At 65.4% G+C, this 15,651-nt stretch carries 18 protein-coding genes; 11 read left to right on the top strand and 7 right to left on the bottom strand.

The window, feature by feature from the left end; translation table 11 throughout:
* Positions 1 to 107: 107 nt before the first annotated feature.
* Positions 108 to 1,307, bottom strand: a complete 1,200-nt coding sequence (tyrS, locus tag RND78_RS24210; RefSeq protein ID WP_312732542.1) for a tyrosine--tRNA ligase — start codon at positions 1,305 to 1,307, stop codon at positions 108 to 110.
* A 168-nt stretch (positions 1,308 to 1,475) separates the two neighbouring features.
* On the opposite strand from tyrS, the gene RND78_RS24205 reads away from it, so the two are divergent.
* Together RND78_RS24205 and RND78_RS24200 are read left to right on the top strand one after the other, a co-directional pair.
* Positions 1,476 to 2,912, top strand: coding sequence for a peptidoglycan DD-metalloendopeptidase family protein (locus tag RND78_RS24205; RefSeq protein ID WP_312732541.1), 1,437 nt, complete (start codon positions 1,476 to 1,478; stop codon positions 2,910 to 2,912).
* Position 2,913: 1 nt separating this feature from the next.
* The gene (locus RND78_RS24200; RefSeq protein WP_312732540.1) at positions 2,914 to 3,999 is read left to right on the top strand and encodes an anhydro-N-acetylmuramic acid kinase; all 1,086 of its coding nucleotides are present in this window, start codon (positions 2,914 to 2,916) and stop codon (positions 3,997 to 3,999) included.
* A gap of 18 nt (positions 4,000 to 4,017) precedes the next feature.
* Here the strand turns inward: RND78_RS24200 and erpA are convergent, their stop codons facing one another.
* Positions 4,018 to 4,368, bottom strand: a complete 351-nt coding sequence (erpA, locus tag RND78_RS24195) for an iron-sulfur cluster insertion protein ErpA (RefSeq protein WP_058766943.1) — start codon at positions 4,366 to 4,368, stop codon at positions 4,018 to 4,020.
* Between the two features lie 187 nt (positions 4,369 to 4,555).
* Here erpA and hemJ point away from each other — a divergent pair, with 187 nt between their 5' ends.
* From hemJ to coq7, 4 genes are all read left to right on the top strand, one after another.
* On the top strand, positions 4,556 to 4,981 hold the full coding sequence (hemJ, locus tag RND78_RS24190) for a protoporphyrinogen oxidase HemJ (RefSeq protein ID WP_312732539.1): 426 nt from the start codon (positions 4,556 to 4,558) through the stop codon (positions 4,979 to 4,981).
* 41 nt (positions 4,982 to 5,022) lie between these two features.
* Positions 5,023 to 5,811 (top strand): SDR family oxidoreductase, encoded by a 789-nt coding sequence (locus tag RND78_RS24185; protein WP_312732538.1) that lies wholly within the window; start codon positions 5,023 to 5,025, stop codon positions 5,809 to 5,811.
* A gap of 80 nt (positions 5,812 to 5,891) precedes the next feature.
* Positions 5,892 to 6,233 (top strand): histidine triad nucleotide-binding protein, encoded by a 342-nt coding sequence (locus RND78_RS24180; RefSeq protein ID WP_017642985.1) that lies wholly within the window; start codon positions 5,892 to 5,894, stop codon positions 6,231 to 6,233.
* Between the two features lie 39 nt (positions 6,234 to 6,272).
* Complete coding sequence (coq7, locus tag RND78_RS24175; protein WP_312732537.1) at positions 6,273 to 6,920, top strand: 2-polyprenyl-3-methyl-6-methoxy-1,4-benzoquinone monooxygenase; 648 nt, start codon at positions 6,273 to 6,275, stop codon at positions 6,918 to 6,920.
* A 61-nt stretch (positions 6,921 to 6,981) separates the two neighbouring features.
* Here the strand turns inward: coq7 and pcaG are convergent, their stop codons facing one another.
* The 3 genes from pcaG to pcaQ form a co-directional block, all read right to left on the bottom strand.
* On the bottom strand, positions 6,982 to 7,593 hold the full coding sequence (gene pcaG / locus RND78_RS24170; protein WP_312732536.1) for a protocatechuate 3,4-dioxygenase subunit alpha: 612 nt from the start codon (positions 7,591 to 7,593) through the stop codon (positions 6,982 to 6,984).
* Between the two features lie 11 nt (positions 7,594 to 7,604).
* A complete protein-coding gene (gene pcaH / locus RND78_RS24165) occupies positions 7,605 to 8,330 on the bottom strand; it encodes a protocatechuate 3,4-dioxygenase subunit beta (protein ID WP_058764262.1) in 726 nt (241 codons plus the stop codon).
* Between the two features lie 100 nt (positions 8,331 to 8,430).
* Positions 8,431 to 9,354, bottom strand: coding sequence for a pca operon transcription factor PcaQ (gene pcaQ, locus RND78_RS24160; RefSeq protein ID WP_312732535.1), 924 nt, complete (start codon positions 9,352 to 9,354; stop codon positions 8,431 to 8,433).
* 117 nt (positions 9,355 to 9,471) lie between these two features.
* On the opposite strand from pcaQ, the gene RND78_RS24155 reads away from it, so the two are divergent.
* From RND78_RS24155 to RND78_RS24135, 5 genes are all read left to right on the top strand, one after another.
* Positions 9,472 to 10,164, top strand: coding sequence for a TetR family transcriptional regulator (locus RND78_RS24155; protein WP_312732534.1), 693 nt, complete (start codon positions 9,472 to 9,474; stop codon positions 10,162 to 10,164).
* 98 nt (positions 10,165 to 10,262) lie between these two features.
* Positions 10,263 to 10,763 carry an urease accessory protein UreE gene (gene ureE, locus RND78_RS24150; RefSeq protein ID WP_312732533.1) on the top strand — a complete coding sequence of 167 codons (501 nt, stop codon included), beginning with the start codon at positions 10,263 to 10,265 and terminating at the stop codon, positions 10,761 to 10,763.
* A complete protein-coding gene (locus RND78_RS24145) occupies positions 10,760 to 11,431 on the top strand; it encodes an urease accessory UreF family protein (protein ID WP_312732532.1) in 672 nt (223 codons plus the stop codon). Before ureE ends, RND78_RS24145 begins: the two co-directional genes overlap by 4 nt.
* A gap of 11 nt (positions 11,432 to 11,442) precedes the next feature.
* On the top strand, positions 11,443 to 12,057 hold the full coding sequence (gene ureG, locus RND78_RS24140) for an urease accessory protein UreG (protein ID WP_312732531.1): 615 nt from the start codon (positions 11,443 to 11,445) through the stop codon (positions 12,055 to 12,057).
* Between the two features lie 29 nt (positions 12,058 to 12,086).
* Positions 12,087 to 12,659 carry a HupE/UreJ family protein gene (locus RND78_RS24135; protein WP_312732530.1) on the top strand — a complete coding sequence of 191 codons (573 nt, stop codon included), beginning with the start codon at positions 12,087 to 12,089 and terminating at the stop codon, positions 12,657 to 12,659.
* A gap of 17 nt (positions 12,660 to 12,676) precedes the next feature.
* On the opposite strand, the gene RND78_RS24130 is transcribed toward RND78_RS24135, so the two are convergent.
* The gene (locus RND78_RS24130) at positions 12,677 to 13,933 is read right to left on the bottom strand and encodes a metallophosphoesterase (RefSeq protein ID WP_312732529.1); all 1,257 of its coding nucleotides are present in this window, start codon (positions 13,931 to 13,933) and stop codon (positions 12,677 to 12,679) included.
* A 10-nt stretch (positions 13,934 to 13,943) separates the two neighbouring features.
* Positions 13,944 to 15,572: an ArnT family glycosyltransferase gene (locus RND78_RS24125; RefSeq protein ID WP_312732528.1), complete on the bottom strand. Its 1,629-nt coding sequence runs from the start codon at positions 15,570 to 15,572 to the stop codon at positions 13,944 to 13,946.
* Positions 15,573 to 15,651 lie beyond the last annotated feature (79 nt).

The raw sequence follows: 15,651 nt of genomic DNA, 5'->3' as shown, positions 1-15,651 counted from the left end.
ACCCGGCTCAGACCTAAGTGCTTGATTTTCAAGCCCTTCAGCGTCTGCGCCGGAAGTGGGGCGCATTATAGGGGAGTTTCGGAACAGGTCAACAGGTTATTTCAGTTTTATTGCTGACGAACACTGATGCGGGCGAAGGCCTTCTTGCCGGCCTGACATATATAGGTACGGCCGATCTCGAACAGGAAGCCACGATCGACCACCTCGCCGTCCACCTTGACGCTGCCCGCGGCCAGCAGGTCGCGCGCAGCAGCGGCGTTCTTCACCAGCCCGGCCTTGTTGAGCACAGCAGCGACAGGCAATGCCGCATCGGTTTCCAGCTCGACCTCAGGCAGGTCTTCCGGCAGCTCACCATCCTTCATGCGGTTGCCCGCGGAACGATGGGCAGTCTGGGCGGCTTCTTCGCCATGGAAACGGGCGACGATCTCTTCGGCCAGCTTGATCTTGATGTCACGGGGATTGGCGCCCTGCTCCACGTCGCTGCGGAACTGAGCGATCTCTTCCAGGCTGCGGAAGCTGAGCAGCTCGAAGTAACGCCACATGAGGGTATCGGGAATGGAGACCAGCTTGTTGTACATGACGCCAGGGGCTTCCTGGATGCCGACGTAGTTGCCCAGGGACTTGGACATCTTCTTCACACCGTCCAGGCCTTCGAGTAGCGGCATGGTCAGGATGCACTGGGCTTCCTGACCGTAGGCACGCTGCAGCTCGCGCCCCATGAGCAGATTAAATTTCTGGTCGGTACCGCCCAGCTCAACGTCTGCGCGCAGGGCGACGGAGTCGTAGCCCTGTACCAGCGGATAGAGGAACTCGTGGATGGCGATGGGCTGATTGCCCGCGTAGCGCTTGCTGAAGTCGTCGCGCTCGAGCATCCGCGCCACGGTGTACTGGGAGGAGAGACGAATGAAGTCGGCCGGGGATAGCTGATCCATCCAGGTGGCGTTGAAGGCCACTTCGGTTCGGGCCGGGTCGAGTATCTTGAACACCTGGGCCTTGTAGGTCTCGGCGTTCTCCAGCACCTGCTCGCGGGTCAGCGGCGGGCGGGTGGCGCTCTTGCCGCTGGGGTCGCCGATCATGCCGGTGAAGTCGCCGATCAGGAAGATGACCTGATGGCCGAGCTCCTGGAACTGGCGCAGCTTGTTGATAAGCACCGTGTGGCCTAGGTGCAGGTCCGGAGCGGTCGGATCGAAGCCTGCCTTGATGCGCAGCGGAATGCCGCGCTCCAGTTTTGTTACAAGCTCTGACTCGACAAGCAGCTCATCTGCGCCACGCTTGATGATCGCCAGCTGCTCCTGGACCGTTTTCATTGGGGCTCCGCCTCTGAATTTCGAAAGCGTGAACCTTATCAAGATGCCCCTGGTAGCCGCCAGCCAGCACGTCGGATCAGTCACGCCAAAGGGTTGTGACAGCTAGCTTTTGATTATATTTTAGGCAGTTATTCACTTCTTTTAACGTCACATCATCACTTTAGCTAAATGACGAAGCCCATCCCCAAAAGTCCGTTCTACCCCAAAAGCCACCTCGTGGCCGCCAGCGGGGTGGCCGCACTCTTGAGTCTGGCCTTGCTCGTGTTTCCCTCGCAGCAGGTCGAGGCGAAACGTACTTCCATCAACTTGGATGTTGAGCACGACGCCGCGCGCGCCGTGCAGGGTCAGGACGATCTAAAGGAGCAGGTGCTCTCCGAGACTCAGGCTGCGGACGCCCAGAACACTTCACCTTTCGCCCAGATCCCCCAGGATCAGCCGACCGCGCAAACCGCCGAGGACGCGCCTGGCGAGGAAGAGGTCGCCGCCACCGAAAACGTCGAGCCACAGTGGACGACCGAGACGGTGCGCAAGGGCGATACGCTTTCGACCCTGTTCGAACGAGCCGGTCTGGCCGCCGCCGTGGTGCACGAGGTGCTCGCCAGCAGCAAGGAAGCCAAGAAGCTGACCCGCCTGCGCGTGGGTCAGAAGATCGAATTCCAGCGCGAGCCATCCGGCGAACTGCTGGCGGTGCGCACCAAGCTGACCGCGCTGCAGACCTTGTCGCTGGTGAAGTCCGACCAGGGCTACGAGGTCGAGCACAAGACCGTCACTCCCGAGATTCGTAAGGCCTATGCCCAGGGACGCATTACCAGCTCGTTGTTCGCCTCGGCGCAGAAGGCCGGGCTGTCCCATGACATGACCATGGCGCTGGCCAACATCTTCGGCTACGACATCGACTTCGCCCTGGACATCCAGGAAGGCGACGAATTCGAGGTGGTGTACGAGGACAAGGTGGTCAATGGCAAGCACGTGGGCTACGGCAACATCCTGGCCGCGCGATTCGTGAACAAGGGCAAGGCCTACACCGCCGTGCGCTACACGGCGAAGAACGGCACCACGAACTACTACACCGCCGAAGGCGGCAGCATGCGCAAGGCCTTCATCCGCACCCCGGTGGAGTTCTCGCGGATCAGCTCGCGTTTCACCATGGGCCGCTTCCATCCGGTGCTGAACAAGATGCGCGCGCACAAGGGGGTCGACTATGCCGCACCCACGGGTACGCCGATCCATGCCACCGGCGATGGCAAGATCGCCAAAGCCGGACAGGAAAACGGCTACGGCAATGTGGTGATGATCCAGCATGGCAAGACCTACACCACGGTCTATGGCCACATGAGCCGCATCGCCAAGGGCATGCGTGCCGGCGTGGCGGTGAAGCAGGGCCAGGTGATCGGCTACGTGGGCATGACTGGCCTGGCGACCGGCCCGCACCTGCACTATGAATTCCGCATCAATGGCAACCACGTCGATCCGCTCGGAGTGAAGTTGCCCATGGCCGACCCCATCGCCAAGAACGAGATTTCGCGTTTCCTGGCGCAGAGCCAGCCGCTCATGGCCCGCATGGACCAGGAGCGTGCCTCTCTACTCGCGATGAACAAGCGCTGAGATGGAGCGCTACCTGGGGGTGATGTCCGGCACCAGCCTGGATGGCCTGGACATCGCGCTGATCGAACAGGGGGAACGGACTCGCTTCGTCGCCGCCCTGGGCATTCCCATGCCGAAGGCGTTGCGTCAGGAGCTGCTGGCGCTGTGCGCCCCCGGGGACAACGAAATCGAGCGGATCGCCCAGGCCGAGCAGGCCTGGATCGCGCTCGCCGTCCAAGGCATCGCCGAGCTGCTGGAGCAGCAGGGACTGGTACCGGACGACATCCGCGCCGTGGGCAGCCATGGCCAGACCATCCGTCATCTGCCCGCCCAGGGCTATACACTGCAGATCGGTGACGCCGCCCTGCTGGCCGAACTCAGTGGCATCGACGTGGTGGCCGACTTCCGCCGCCGTGATCTCGCCGCCGGTGGCCAGGGTGCGCCGCTGGTACCGGCCTTCCATGCCGATCTGTTCGGCCAGGATCGTCCACGGGCGGTGCTCAACATCGGCGGCTTCAGCAATGTGACTCTGCTGGCGCCGGAGCTACCGGTGCGCGGCTTCGACTGCGGACCGGGCAACGTGCTGCTGGACGCCTGGATCCAGCACAACCTGGGCCTGGACTACGATGCGAACGGAGCCTGGGCGGCGCAGGGACAGGTGATCCCCACACTCCTGCAACGGTTGCTGAGCGATCCCTTCTTCGTGAAGAGCGGCCCGAAGAGCACCGGACGCGAGCATTTCAATCTGCGCTGGCTGCGGCAGCATCTCGACCGGCATGCCGAACTGGCACCGGTGGACGTCCAGGCCACCCTGGCCGAGCTGAGCGCCCGCAGCATCGCTGACAGCATCCGGGCCGCGCAGGCGGTGGACGAGGTACTGGTCTGTGGTGGTGGCGCGCACAATACCGACCTGATGGAGCGGCTGGCAAAGCAACTGGCACCGGCCAGGGTGGGCAGCACCGAGGCCTATCAGGTATCGCCGGACTGGATGGAGGCCATGGCCTTCGCCTGGCTGGCCCACCGCTTCTGCACGGGCCTGCCCGGCAACTGTCCCGAAGTCACCGGAGCCAGCGGGCCGCGGGTGCTGGGCGCGCTCTATCCGCGCTAGACCAGGGCCTGCCTGCGATCAGATGGAAAACGACTGGCCGCAGCCGCAGGTGGTCGCGGCATTGGGGTTCTTGATGACGAAGCGCGAACCTTCCAGGCCTTCCTGGTAGTCCACCTCGGCACCGGCCAGGTACTGGAAGCTCATGGGGTCGACCACCAGGTGCACGCCATCGCGCTCGATGACGGTATCGTCGTCCGCGGAATCCTCGTCGAAAGTGAAGCCGTACTGGAAGCCGGAACAGCCGCCACCGGTGACGAAGACGCGCAGCTTCAGGCGGGGATTGCCCTCTTCCTCGATCAGGTTCTTCACCTTGGTGGCCGCACCCAGGGTGAACTGCAGGGGGGTCGGGGTGAAGGTTTCAATGGTCATTGCCGTAGTCTCCCGGCTCGCGCCGAACACAATTCAGTGACGAAATTATCCGCTTGCCCCAGCAAAATGGTCAACTATTGCGCGACCGCGGACCATCGGCCGGGATGACCGGAGTGAATGACTTGCCGGCGGCGCCACTCTAATATCGCGCCGCCTGATGAGGCCGACTGATAAGGAGAACGCCCCGATGCTCTATCTTTGGTTCAAAGCCTTCCACCTGATCGCCCTGGTCTGCTGGTTCGCCGGCCTGTTCTATCTGCCACGGCTGTTCGTCTATCACGCCCAGAGCAGCGATGCGGTCAGTCATGAACGCTTCTGCCTGATGGAGCGCAAGCTGTACCGAGGCATCATGTTGCCGGCGATGATCCTGACGCTGGTGTTCGGCATCGGCCTGCTGGTAATCAATCCGAGCTGGATGACCCAGGGCTGGATGCACACCAAGCTGGCGCTGGTGGTGGTGCTGATCGGTTATCACCACGTCTGCGGCGCCATGCGCAAGAAATTCGAACGCGGCGAGAACAAGCGCAGCCACGTGTTCTATCGCTGGTTCAACGAGGTGCCGGTACTCATCCTCATCGCGGTGGTCATCCTGGTGGTGGTCAAACCTTACTAGATCCGGTCGCGTCCCGACGTCTCGGTCCTGGAGAAAGCAGTATGCAGCGTTATGCCCTGGTAACCGGTGCTTCGTGCGGAATCGGCCTGGCCCTGGCCGAAGCCCTGGCACGGCGTGGTCAGCCGCTGATCCTGCTCGCAAGGCGCAAGGACAAGTTGGAGAGCATCGCCGCCGAGCTGGCCCAGCGCTTCGACGTGGAGGTGCTGTACCGGGTCTGCGACCTGGCGGAGCCGCTGCATCTGACCGGGCTGCTGCACGAGCTGGAGCAAAGCGAGCGCGCCATCGGGCTGCTGGTCAACTGCGCCGGGATCGGTAGCGGTGGGGACTTCCTCGAAGCCGACTGGCCGCGAGTACAGGAGCAGCTGGAGCTGAACATCCTGGCGCTCACTCGCCTGTGCCATGCCCTGGGCCAGCACATGGCGATCCAGGGCGGCGGCCAGATCCTCAACGTGGCCTCTACCGCGGCCTTCCAGCCGATTCCCTACATGAGCAGCTATGCGGCGACCAAGGCCTATGTGCTGCACTTCTCCGAGGGTCTGCGCGAGGAGCTCAAGAAGCGCGGCGTGTCGGTGTCGGTGCTCTGCCCCGGCCCGACGCGCACCGCCTTCTTCAAGAATGCCGGGTTGCAGACCGGGCGCATGGAACAGAGCAAGCTGCTGATGTCCGCCGAGGAGGTCGCCCTGGCGGCGGTCCAGGGGCTGGAGCGGCGCCAGGCGGTGATCGTGCCCGGTTGGCGCAATCGCCTGGGCAGCCTGATGCCACGCTTCTTCCCGCGCTCGCTGGTCCGCTCGGCGGCGATCCGGATCGGCAAACTCTTTCAACCGGCGTAAGGGTGCTCCCACCCGCCGCACCTGACCCCAGGGACAGCCACTGGTACACTCAATGCCTATCCAGCCAGCAGGAGATCGCCGTGGATTGTCTGTTCTGCAAGATCGTCGCCGGGGACATTCCGGCCAAGGTGCTCTACGAGGACGACCAGGTCATGGCCTTCCATGACATCGCCCCCCAGGCGCCCGTGCACTTCCTGGTCATCCCCAAGAAGCACATCGCGACCCTGCACGACCTGAGCGAGGCCGACGACAAGCAGCTCGCCGGGCACATCCTCTTCACCGCCCAGCGCCTGGCCCAGGAGCAAGGTTGCGAAGAAGGCTTCCGGGTGGCGATGAACTGCAACGCCCTGGGTGGCCAGACGGTCTATCACATCCACATGCACGTACTGGGCAAGCGGCAGATGACGTGGCCTCCGGGCTAAGCATCGTTCCGCCCTTCCCCGTCCGCCAAGGAGATCACCATGCGCTCCACCCGCCAGTATTCCCCGTTCGATCGGCTGCTGATCCAGGCCGATACCGCCCTGCGTACCCTGACGCCCTTCAGCGGCGCGCCGACCCGTAGCTCGCCGGCCATTCCGCTCAAGGATGCCGAGCTGAGCGACGAGGAACGCCGCCACGCGGCCGGCCTCATGCGGATCAACCACACCGGTGAGGTCTGTGCCCAGGCGCTCTACCAGGGCCAGGCGCTGACCGCCAAGCTACCGGAAGTACGCGAGGAGATGGAGCGCGCGGCGGACGAGGAGATCGACCACCTGGCTTGGTGCGAACAACGCATCCGTGCCCTGGGTGAACGACCCAGCCTGCTCAATCCGCTGTTCTATGGGCTGTCCTTCGGCATCGGCGCCGGTGCGGGCCTGATCAGCGACCGCCTGAGCCTGGGCTTCGTCGCGGCGACCGAGGATCAAGTCTGCCGTCACCTGGACGAGCACCTGGAAAAGCTGCCCGCCGCCGATGCCAAGTCGCGGGCGGTACTGGAGCAGATGCGCATCGACGAGGAACAGCACGCCGAGCACGCCCTGGCGGCCGGCGGCTGGCGCTTTCCCACGCCGGTGAAGTACGGCATGAGCCTGGTGGCCAAGGTGATGACCAAGACCACCTACCGCATCTGACCCCTGGATCGCGGCCACGAAAAAGCCCTGCCTCGGCAGGGCTTTTTGCGGTCTGCCTCTGCTAGATATCGAAGAAGACGGTTTCCTGGGGGCCTTGCAGGTAGATGTCGAAGCGATAGGCCAGGCGGCCTTCGATCTCGCAGCGACGTGCCAGCAGGGTCGACCGGCGCTCCGGCTCCGGCAGGTTGTAGACCGGGCAGCGGGCGTTGGCCTCGGCTTCGTCGTCGAAGTAGAGGCGCGTCTGCAGGTGGATGTTGATGCCGCGGGCGAACAGGGTGACGTTGATGTGCGGGGCCATGGGCTGGCCGCGCTGGTCGACGACCTGGCCGGGTTTGACGGTGTACAGGGTCCAGTCACCGGCATCGAAGGTGGTGGCGGTCCGGCCGAAGCCGTTGAAGGCTTTCTCCACGTCGTAGACCGGATCGTATTGACCTGCATGGTCGGCCTGCCAGAACTCCAGAAAGGAGTCGCGTACCAGGTTGCCGTTGCCGTCGAACACCTGGCCGGTGAGCAGGATGTGCTCGCCGGGGGCGCCGGGCTTGGCCAGCTGGTTCCAGATCTCGACGTCGCGGGTGGGGTTGCCGGCCGCGGCCAGGGCCAGGCCGATGTGCACATAGGGGCCGGCGGTCTGGGAGGGGGTTTCCGGCAGAAGGGCTTGGTGGTTGGGCGTCATCTCTCGCGTCCTCAGTGGTGTTCGAAGAACGTCTGCCGCGCGCCGCGGGTGACGATGTCGAAACGATAGGCCAGGCAGTCCATGGGGTTGGCCATGCTCATGTCCAGGCGGGCGATGAGGGTCTGGACGGCATCGGGATTGGCGATGGACTTGACGATGGGGCACAGCGGAATCAGCGGATCACCCTCGAAGTACAGTTGGGTGATCAGCCGGGTGGCGATGGCCGGGCCCATGACCGAGACGTGGATGTGCGCCGGACGCCAGTCGTTGCTGCCGTTGCGCCAGGGGTAGGGACCCGGGCGGATGGTACGGAAGACGTAGTTACCCTGGCTGTCGGTGCGGGTCCGACCCACGCCGCCGAAGTTGGGATCGAGGGGCGCCAGGTAGACGTCGTTCTTGTGCCGGTAGCGGCCGCCGGCGTTGGCCTGCCAGATTTCCACCAGGGAATTAGGTACCGGCTTGCCGAACTGGTCGCGCAGGGTACCGAACAGGATGATGCGCTCGCCCTGGGGCAGCTGGCCGGTACCGAAGTTGAGCAGCAGGTCGTTGTCGTGCGGGCCCAGGGGCAGGCGCGAGAAATCCGGACCACTGCGCTCGGAGGCGGTCTGGTGCTGCAGGCTCACCAGTGCCTGGCGTGGCGAACGCGGAATAGAAGACTTGTAGGCGGGCGTATAGGCCTGGGGATGCCAGGTACGATCACGGGCGACGTAGCGAACGTCGTGGGGCTTGTTATGCATTGGAATGCTCCACGGAAGGATCGGGGCCAAGGGATGGCTGATCCCAGTGTGGCGCAGCGCGGTGGCGGGTTGAATTGAAAGCTGCGTCCTTAGCCATAACCTAATGGTTAAGTGTCAATTCCCCCGCTACCTCACGCAGGACATCGCGGAATCGCTGGGTAGCCAACGACAGGGGCACGCTGCCATTGCGGCAGATGCCCACCGAGCCACCGGCTTCGCGTGCGCCCAGTTGCACCTCGACCAGCTCGCCCGTCGCCAAGTCGCGGCGCACTGCGTCCAGCGGCGCGATCCACAGGGCGTCACTCTGGCGAACGTACTGGCGACTCAGGGTCGGTGACAGGGTCTCCAGCCGCTGGGGACTGAGCGGGATACCGCACTGCACGAACAGACTCTCGGCATGCCGGCGGATGGTGGTGCCCGGCAGCGGCAGCACCAGGGGATAGTGCGCCAGAGTCGCCAAGTCGGCCGGCAAGGCCTGGCTGAGCGGGTGCTGCGGGCGGACCACCAGGGTCAGGGCCTCGGTATAGAGGTGCTCGAAATCGAGCCCGTGGATGTCGGGGCTGTCGGTCATGCGGCCGACCACCAGATCCAGGTCGCCGACGCGCAATTGTCCGAGCAGGTAGGCGCTGGGTCCGGTGGCGACGTTGACGATCAATTGCCGGTGCCGCTCATGCAGGCGCGCCAGGACCTCAGGCAGTACCTGGCTTTCCACCGTCGACAGGACCCCGACCCGTACCAGGCCTCCCGCCTCGCCGCCACGCACCAGTTGCATGCCCTCGCGCAGGGCCTGGACGCAGGGCCCGGCGTGGCGCAGGAACAGCAGGCCCGCCTCGGTCAGTGTCACCTCACCCTTGCCGCGCTCGAACAGCCGCACCTCGAGAATCTCCTCCAGTTCGCGGATGGTCTTGGAGATGGCCGGCTGGGACACGGCGATGGCATCGGCCGCCTTGGCGAAACTGCGCTGCTGGGCGATCTCCAGGAAACACAGCAGGTGGCGAAACTTGATGCGGTTGTCGAGATTCATGGCGCTCTACAGGGTGGGCCTGAAAGCAGAGACTACCACCCAGCGGTAGCGGAAAACCCTTGCAGTCAGTCGGGGCTTCCTTTGCTACAGTGCCGCCTTGCCTCCTGGAATCTTCCCATGTCGATTCGTGCCCAGCAGAAGCTGCAAACCCGCCAGGCGCTGCTGGAATCGGCGCGTCTGCTGATGAACAGCGGTCGCGGCTTCGGCAGTCTCAGTCTGCGCGAGGTGAGCCGTCAGGCCGGGATCGTCCCGGCGGGCTTCTATCGCCACTTTCCCGACATGGAAACCTTCGGCCTGGCGCTGGTGGCGGAGGTAGGCGACACCTTCCGCGACGCCTTGCGCCAGGTAAGGCACCACGAGTTGCAGCAACGCGGCATGATCGAGGCCTCGGTGGAGATCTTCCTCAGTGCCGTGCACGACAACCGCGACCAATTCCTCTTTCTCGCCCGCGAGCAATACGGCGGCTCCCTGGCCGTGCGCCAGGCCATCGCCGAGCTGCGGCAGCGCATCACCCAGGATCTGGCGCGGGACCTGCTCGCCCTGGGCCGGCTACCGCATCTGGTGCCCGCGCAGATCGATGTCCTGGCCGACCTGGTAGTGAAGACGGTGTTCGCCACCCTGCCCGAGCTGATCGATTCGCCGCCGGAGCTGACGCCACCGCACCTGTGGCCCGCGGCGAAGATGGTGCAGCAGCTCAAGCTCATTCTCATCGGCAGCAAGCATTGGCGGCGCGCCGAGAACAAGATCGCACCAAAAGAGAGCATAGATCGCCTTGCGAATGCGATGCTGCACCAAATAAAGGCAACCTGATCGTCCGGTCATCTTTCCTTGCCCTTACACCAGGCGAATACGGATATTTGGCAGGCCCCTTGCTGTACTGCCCGACTATAACTGCCAAGAGTTTCGCCATGCTGGTCATCCATAACCGTTGCGCGGCCCGGGATACCTGGGACGCCGAACTCCATCTCACCTTCGATGCCCGCAGCAAGAGTCGCCTCAGAGCGACGAGCAGTGCGGGTGAAGATGTCGGCCTGTTCCTCGAACGCGGTCAGCCTCCGCTGGCCGATGGTGACTTTCTCGAAGCCCGCGATGGCCGCACCGTGCGCGTCGTCGCCCGGCCGGAAAAGCTGCTGCACGTGACCTGCACCAGCGCCTTCGAGTTGACTCGCGCCGCCTACCACCTGGGCAATCGTCACGTCGCCCTGCAGATCGGCGACGGCTGGTTGCGACTGCTGGACGACTATGTGCTCAAGGCCATGCTGGAGCAGTTGGGCGCCCAGGTCAGCGAGATCGAGGCCGGCTTCCAGCCCGAGCACGGCGCCTACGGTGGCGGCCATCACCACTCGCACCACGGCGAGGAAGGCTTCAACTATGCGCCTAAGCTTCATCACTTCGGCGTGCGCACGTGACACCGCCCTTTGCCCTGCTACGCTTGGCCAGCCCCCAGTTGCCCATTGGCGGCTACAGCTATTCCCAGGGCCTGGAGCTGGCCATCGACGGCGGCCTGATCCGCACCGCGGCGGACGCCGAGTCCTGGTTGCGCGACAGCCTCGAACTCAACCTGGCGCGCTTCGAGGCGCCGCTGCTGCTGGCTCATTGCGAAGCCGCGGTGGCAGGCGACTGGCAACGCCTGAGCGAACTGGCCAACCGGCACCGGGCCAGCCGCGAGACGGCGGAATTCCAGCTGGAAAGTCGCCAGACTGGTTATTCCCTGGCGCAACTGCTGCTCGGCCTGCCGGAACTGGATGACCAGAGTCGCGCCCTGCTGGCCGAGCTGGCTCCGACCTTCGCCCTGGGCTGGGCGCTGGCCGCCCGCGCCTGGGGCATAGCGCCGCGCGCGGCGCTGGATGCCTGGCTGTGGACCTGGCTGGAAAACCAATTGGCGGTGCTGATGAAAACCCTGCCGCTGGGCCAGCAAGCCGCCCAGCGCCTCACCTCCACCCTGCTGCCGACCCTGGCCGCCGCTGCCGAGCAGGCCGCCGAGCTGCCCGAAGCGGCCTGGGGTGGCGCGCCCTTCGGCCTCGCCCTCACCAGCATGGCCCACGAGCGGCAGTACAGCCGCCTGTTCCGTTCCTAGGAGATCTCCAGATGACTACCCAACCCCTGCGCGTCGGTATCGGCGGTCCGGTCGGCTCCGGCAAGACCGCCCTCACCCTGGCCCTCTGCCGTGCCCTGCGCGAGCGCTACAACCTGGCGGTGGTGACCAACGACATCTATACCCGCGAAGACGCCGACTTCCTGGTGCGCAACGAGGCCCTGGCGCCCGAGCGCATCCTCGGCGTGGAGACCGGTGGCTGCCCGCACACCGCCATCCGCGAAGACGCCTCCATCAATCTGGAGGCAGTGGACCAGCTCAATCGCCGCTTCCCCGGCCTGGACCTGATCCTGGTGGAATCCGGGGGCGACAACCTCTCCGCCACCTTCAGCCCGGAGCTGTCCGACCTGACCCTCTATGTCATCGACGTCTCGGCCGGCGACAAGCTGCCGCGCAAGGGTGGCCCCGGCATCTGCAAGTCGGATCTGCTGGTGATCAACAAGGTCGACCTGGCCGAGATGGTCGGCGCCTCCCTGGAGGTGATGGATCGCGACACCCGCAAGATGCGCGGCGACAAGCCCTTCGTCTTCAGTAACCAGAAGACTGGCAAGGGCCTGGATGAGATCATCGCCTTCATCGAGCAGCAGGGTCTGCTGACCGCCGCTTGACCCAGGATTTCATCCCTCAAGGAGCCACCATGAAACACGCCAAGATCCTCGCCACCGCCGCCCTGCTGCTCGCCCCGGCCCTGGCCTTCGCCCACCCCGGTCATGCCGAGAACGGCCTGGCCGCCGGGGTGCTGCATCCGCTGACCGGTCTCGACCACCTGCTGGCCATGCTCGCCGTGGGCCTCTGGGCCGCCCAGCAGCAGGGCAAGGCGCGGCTGGCACTGCCCTGCGCCTTCGTCGGTACCATGCTGATCGGCGGCCTGATGGGCTTCGCCGGAATGGAGTTGCCCTTCATGGAGACCGGCATCGCCGCCTCGGTGCTGGCCTTGGGTCTGCTGGTGGCCCTGGCGGCCCGTCCACCGGTGGCCGCCGCCGTTGGCCTGACCGCCGCCTTCGCCCTGTTCCATGGCGTGGCCCATGGCCTGGAGCTGCCGGAGATGAGCAATCCCTGGGCCTATGCCGCCGGTTTCGTCGCCGCCACCGCCGCCCTGCATGGCCTGGGCTATGCCGTGGTGCGCTACCTGCCCCAGGCTGCAGCGCCGCTGGTGCGACTCGCTGGCGTCGCCACGGCCGTGGCCGGGGGCTGGCTGTTAGCCGCCTAAGCCTTTTAAACAGGCTATCAGGTGATCCCCAGCTGCTGGCGCAACCGCGCCAGCACGCCCTCGTCCGCCACCGCCGGCAACTGCGCGGTATAGCCGCCAAAGCCGGCGAAGCGCGTGGCGAAGTCCATTTCCAAGACGAATCGGTTATCGAACTGCGGCGACGCCAGGGGCGCCAGCACCTCGGCGGAATAGGTGTCGCGCGGGTCGCTGCCCAGGCGTACCGGTAGATCACCACTCTGCTGGCGATAGGCGACCCACGGCGAATAGGTGAGGGCTTCCAGCCGCCCCCGCGCCAGGTCCAGCTCCAGCAGGCGCAGCAGGCCGTTACCGCCGGCGTACTCGGTCTGGTAGTTGATCAGCAGGAGATCCACCGGATGGCCGAAGTCGTTGGCCAATCGCAGGTGACCGCTGCCGTGGTTGTGTCCATTGAGCGTGAGGAATATCTGGTCATTGCGGCGGATCAGGCGATTCCACAGACGCACGCCCGTGTCGTTGCGCCGGTTCGAGAGCACTGCCTGGCCATTCACCAGGTCGACGATGTTGTGCGAGGCCAGGATCGTGGGCAGGTGCGGATAGCGATCCAGCACCGACTGGGCCCAGGCCAGTGACTGCTCCGACGGGAACCAGTCCAGGGTCAGCAGCAGGAAGCCCTGGCCGAGGGCCACGAAGCGATGGGCTTCGTTGAGGCCGGTGGCGTCGCGCTCGAGGAAGGTGCTCTGCCGCGCCGCCCGCTCCGGACTGAAGTATTGGGTGAACAGCTCGCTGCCGTCACGCAGGCGATCCTCGGTGTAGAGCGCGATGACATCGTGATCGCCGGTCATGACACTGTAGGGCAGACCGGCTCGCTCCAGACGTGCCATGGCCTGGCTGGCCAGGCGCCATTCACCGTGTTGCTCGGCATCCTCGACCAGGTCACCCAGGTGCACCACGAAGGGCATGTTCAGCGCCCCGGCGTTCTTCGCCAACCAGTGGGTCTGGGCGTGAAAGGCCAGCGCGGGTGGATAGCCGAGTCCTGGATAACGCTCCACTCGCTTGCCGGTGCGCGTCATCTCGAAGTTGTTCTCGCTGTAGTACTGGGTATCGGGCAGCACCCCGAGGACGAAGCTGCTGGCCGACGCCATGGGCGTCACCGGAGTGAACCTATGGTCCTCGAACCAGAGGGACCGGCGCTCCGCCAGGCCGTAACCCTGGGTCGGCTTGCAGGCGACCAGCAGCGGCAGACCGGCCAGGGCCAGGCACAGCCGGCGACGATGGAAATCGGGCGAGTCGGTCATGGCGCGGGCCTCAGGGCAGGTAGTAGGCCTGCCAGCGATTGTCGTTGAAGCGGCCATCCAGCACCGGTTGGCGACCGGCCAGCGGGGTACCGGCCAGGGCCGCCTGGCTGTCGGCGTCGAGCAGCACGTAGGCGGGCCGGGCGACATGCGCCAGTTGCCCGGGCTGGCCAACGTCGATGAACACCGGCATGGGCACGTCGTAGTCGAGATTCATCAGGTAGCGGAAGGCCTTGGTGTCCTGGCCCAGGCCGAAGAACACCAGTTGGCCCGGCTCGCCTTGACGCAGGCTCTCCAGGCGAGTGACGAAGGCGCGGGTGTCGTAGCGCAGCGCCTGCATCGGGTCCAGCGCCAGCACCACCAGCAGCCATTGCGCCAGGGCAGCGGCGGCCAGCGGCATGCCCACCTGGAAGGCGCCGCGCTCGCGCCAAGCCGCCAGCAGGGCGAACAGCGCGAGGATGCCGAAGCCTGCCAGCAACAGCCGCAGGTCCAGCGGCGGCCACCAGCCGGCGGCCTGGAGCTTCGGTTGCTGCAACTTGACCAGCACTCCGAGCACCACCGGGAAGAGCACCAGCAGGGGCAGGAACAGTCGCCGTACCCAGGCCAGCACCCCTTGGCCCTGCAACAACACCCAGGCGCCGAGGGCAGCACAGGCCGGGATCGCCGGCAGGATGTAATAGGGTTTCTTGAAGGTGGGGATCGACAACGCCACCACGATGAGCACGGCGAAACCGGCCAGTTGCACCAGCAGGCGACTCTCCACCTGCTGCTGGCGCAAGAGCCAATGGCGCCTCAGGGTCGGCAAGGCGAGCAGCGCCAGGGGAAAGGCCGGGGCGTAGCGATAGAGGCCCAGTTGCAGGAAGTACCACCAGGGATATCCCGCGCCGTCGGTGTCGTCCAGCCGACCGGACACCTGCATGCGGATCACGTCCTCGACGAAGGGCACCCCGCCCGTGTGCCAGGCCAGGCCGAACAGCACGGCGCAGCACAGCGCCAGCAACAGCGCGCCGACCAGCCCGTAGCCTAAGCTGCGCCGCCAGTCGCCCTGCAGCAGCCAGTAGACGCAGACCACGCCACAGGGCTCGATCAGCCCCAGTGGCCCGCGCACGGCGAAGCCCGCCGCCAGGCACAGGAAGACCAGCGCCCGCCGCCGGGGCAGGCCGCGCTGGTCGGCGCTCCACAGCAGGTAGAAACAGCCCAATGCCGCCAAGGTGACGAACTGGTCGAGGCAGATGGAGCGGGCCTTGGCGAGAAAGCCGTTGGTGAGCAACAGTACCAGCACCGCCAGCAGCGCCCACCGCCGCGAATGGCTGGCCAGCAGCCGATAGAGCAGGCCGACGATAGCGGCCGAGGCCAGAGCGGTGGGGATCACCGTGGCCAGCCGATTGACCTCGCCGAACAGGTGGGCAATGACGTTGATGAATAGTGTCGAGGTGGCGGGATAGTCCGGATAGGGCTGCCCGTAGCTGGTCGGGAAGGCACTGACCCCATGGCGGAACATCTCCTGGGCGAACAGCGCGAAGCGGCCGTCGAAACCGATGAAGGGTTGCTCCCAGAGGCCAAGGGTGAAGAGGGGCACCGCCAGCAGGCACAGCGCCAGGCTTTCGAGGCGCAGGCGCGCCGGGCTCGGGATGGACGACACGCGGCAGGACTCCGGCTGGCTGGGGAAGATGGACACAAGACCCGGCGCCACTATCACCGAACAACCTTAGGGATCGCTG

Source organism: Pseudomonas oryzihabitans (genome assembly GCF_032027545.1).
Taxonomy (GTDB): Bacteria; Pseudomonadota; Gammaproteobacteria; order Pseudomonadales; family Pseudomonadaceae; genus Chryseomonas; species Chryseomonas oryzihabitans_F.
This window is presented reverse-complemented; position numbering and strand designations above follow the sequence as displayed.

Coding starts and splice junctions, on each gene's coding strand:
- RND78_RS24135 (WP_312732530.1), top strand. CDS start 12,087: ATGAAACACGCCAAGATCCTCGCCACCGCCGCCCTGCTGCTCGCCCCG.
- ureG (WP_312732531.1), top strand. CDS start 11,443: ATGACTACCCAACCCCTGCGCGTCGGTATCGGCGGTCCGGTCGGCTCC.
- hemJ (WP_312732539.1), top strand. CDS start 4,556: ATGCTCTATCTTTGGTTCAAAGCCTTCCACCTGATCGCCCTGGTCTGC.
- pcaQ (WP_312732535.1), bottom strand. CDS start 9,354: ATGAATCTCGACAACCGCATCAAGTTTCGCCACCTGCTGTGTTTCCTG.
- RND78_RS24185 (WP_312732538.1), top strand. CDS start 5,023: ATGCAGCGTTATGCCCTGGTAACCGGTGCTTCGTGCGGAATCGGCCTG.
- RND78_RS24130 (WP_312732529.1), bottom strand. CDS start 13,933: ATGACCGACTCGCCCGATTTCCATCGTCGCCGGCTGTGCCTGGCCCTG.
- pcaG (WP_312732536.1), bottom strand. CDS start 7,593: ATGACGCCCAACCACCAAGCCCTTCTGCCGGAAACCCCCTCCCAGACC.
- RND78_RS24155 (WP_312732534.1), top strand. CDS start 9,472: ATGTCGATTCGTGCCCAGCAGAAGCTGCAAACCCGCCAGGCGCTGCTG.
- pcaH (WP_058764262.1), bottom strand. CDS start 8,330: ATGCATAACAAGCCCCACGACGTTCGCTACGTCGCCCGTGATCGTACC.
- erpA (WP_058766943.1), bottom strand. CDS start 4,368: ATGACCATTGAAACCTTCACCCCGACCCCCCTGCAGTTCACCCTGGGT.
- RND78_RS24205 (WP_312732541.1), top strand. CDS start 1,476: ATGACGAAGCCCATCCCCAAAAGTCCGTTCTACCCCAAAAGCCACCTC.
- RND78_RS24200 (WP_312732540.1), top strand. CDS start 2,914: ATGGAGCGCTACCTGGGGGTGATGTCCGGCACCAGCCTGGATGGCCTG.
- coq7 (WP_312732537.1), top strand. CDS start 6,273: ATGCGCTCCACCCGCCAGTATTCCCCGTTCGATCGGCTGCTGATCCAG.
- ureE (WP_312732533.1), top strand. CDS start 10,263: ATGCTGGTCATCCATAACCGTTGCGCGGCCCGGGATACCTGGGACGCC.
- tyrS (WP_312732542.1), bottom strand. CDS start 1,307: ATGAAAACGGTCCAGGAGCAGCTGGCGATCATCAAGCGTGGCGCAGAT.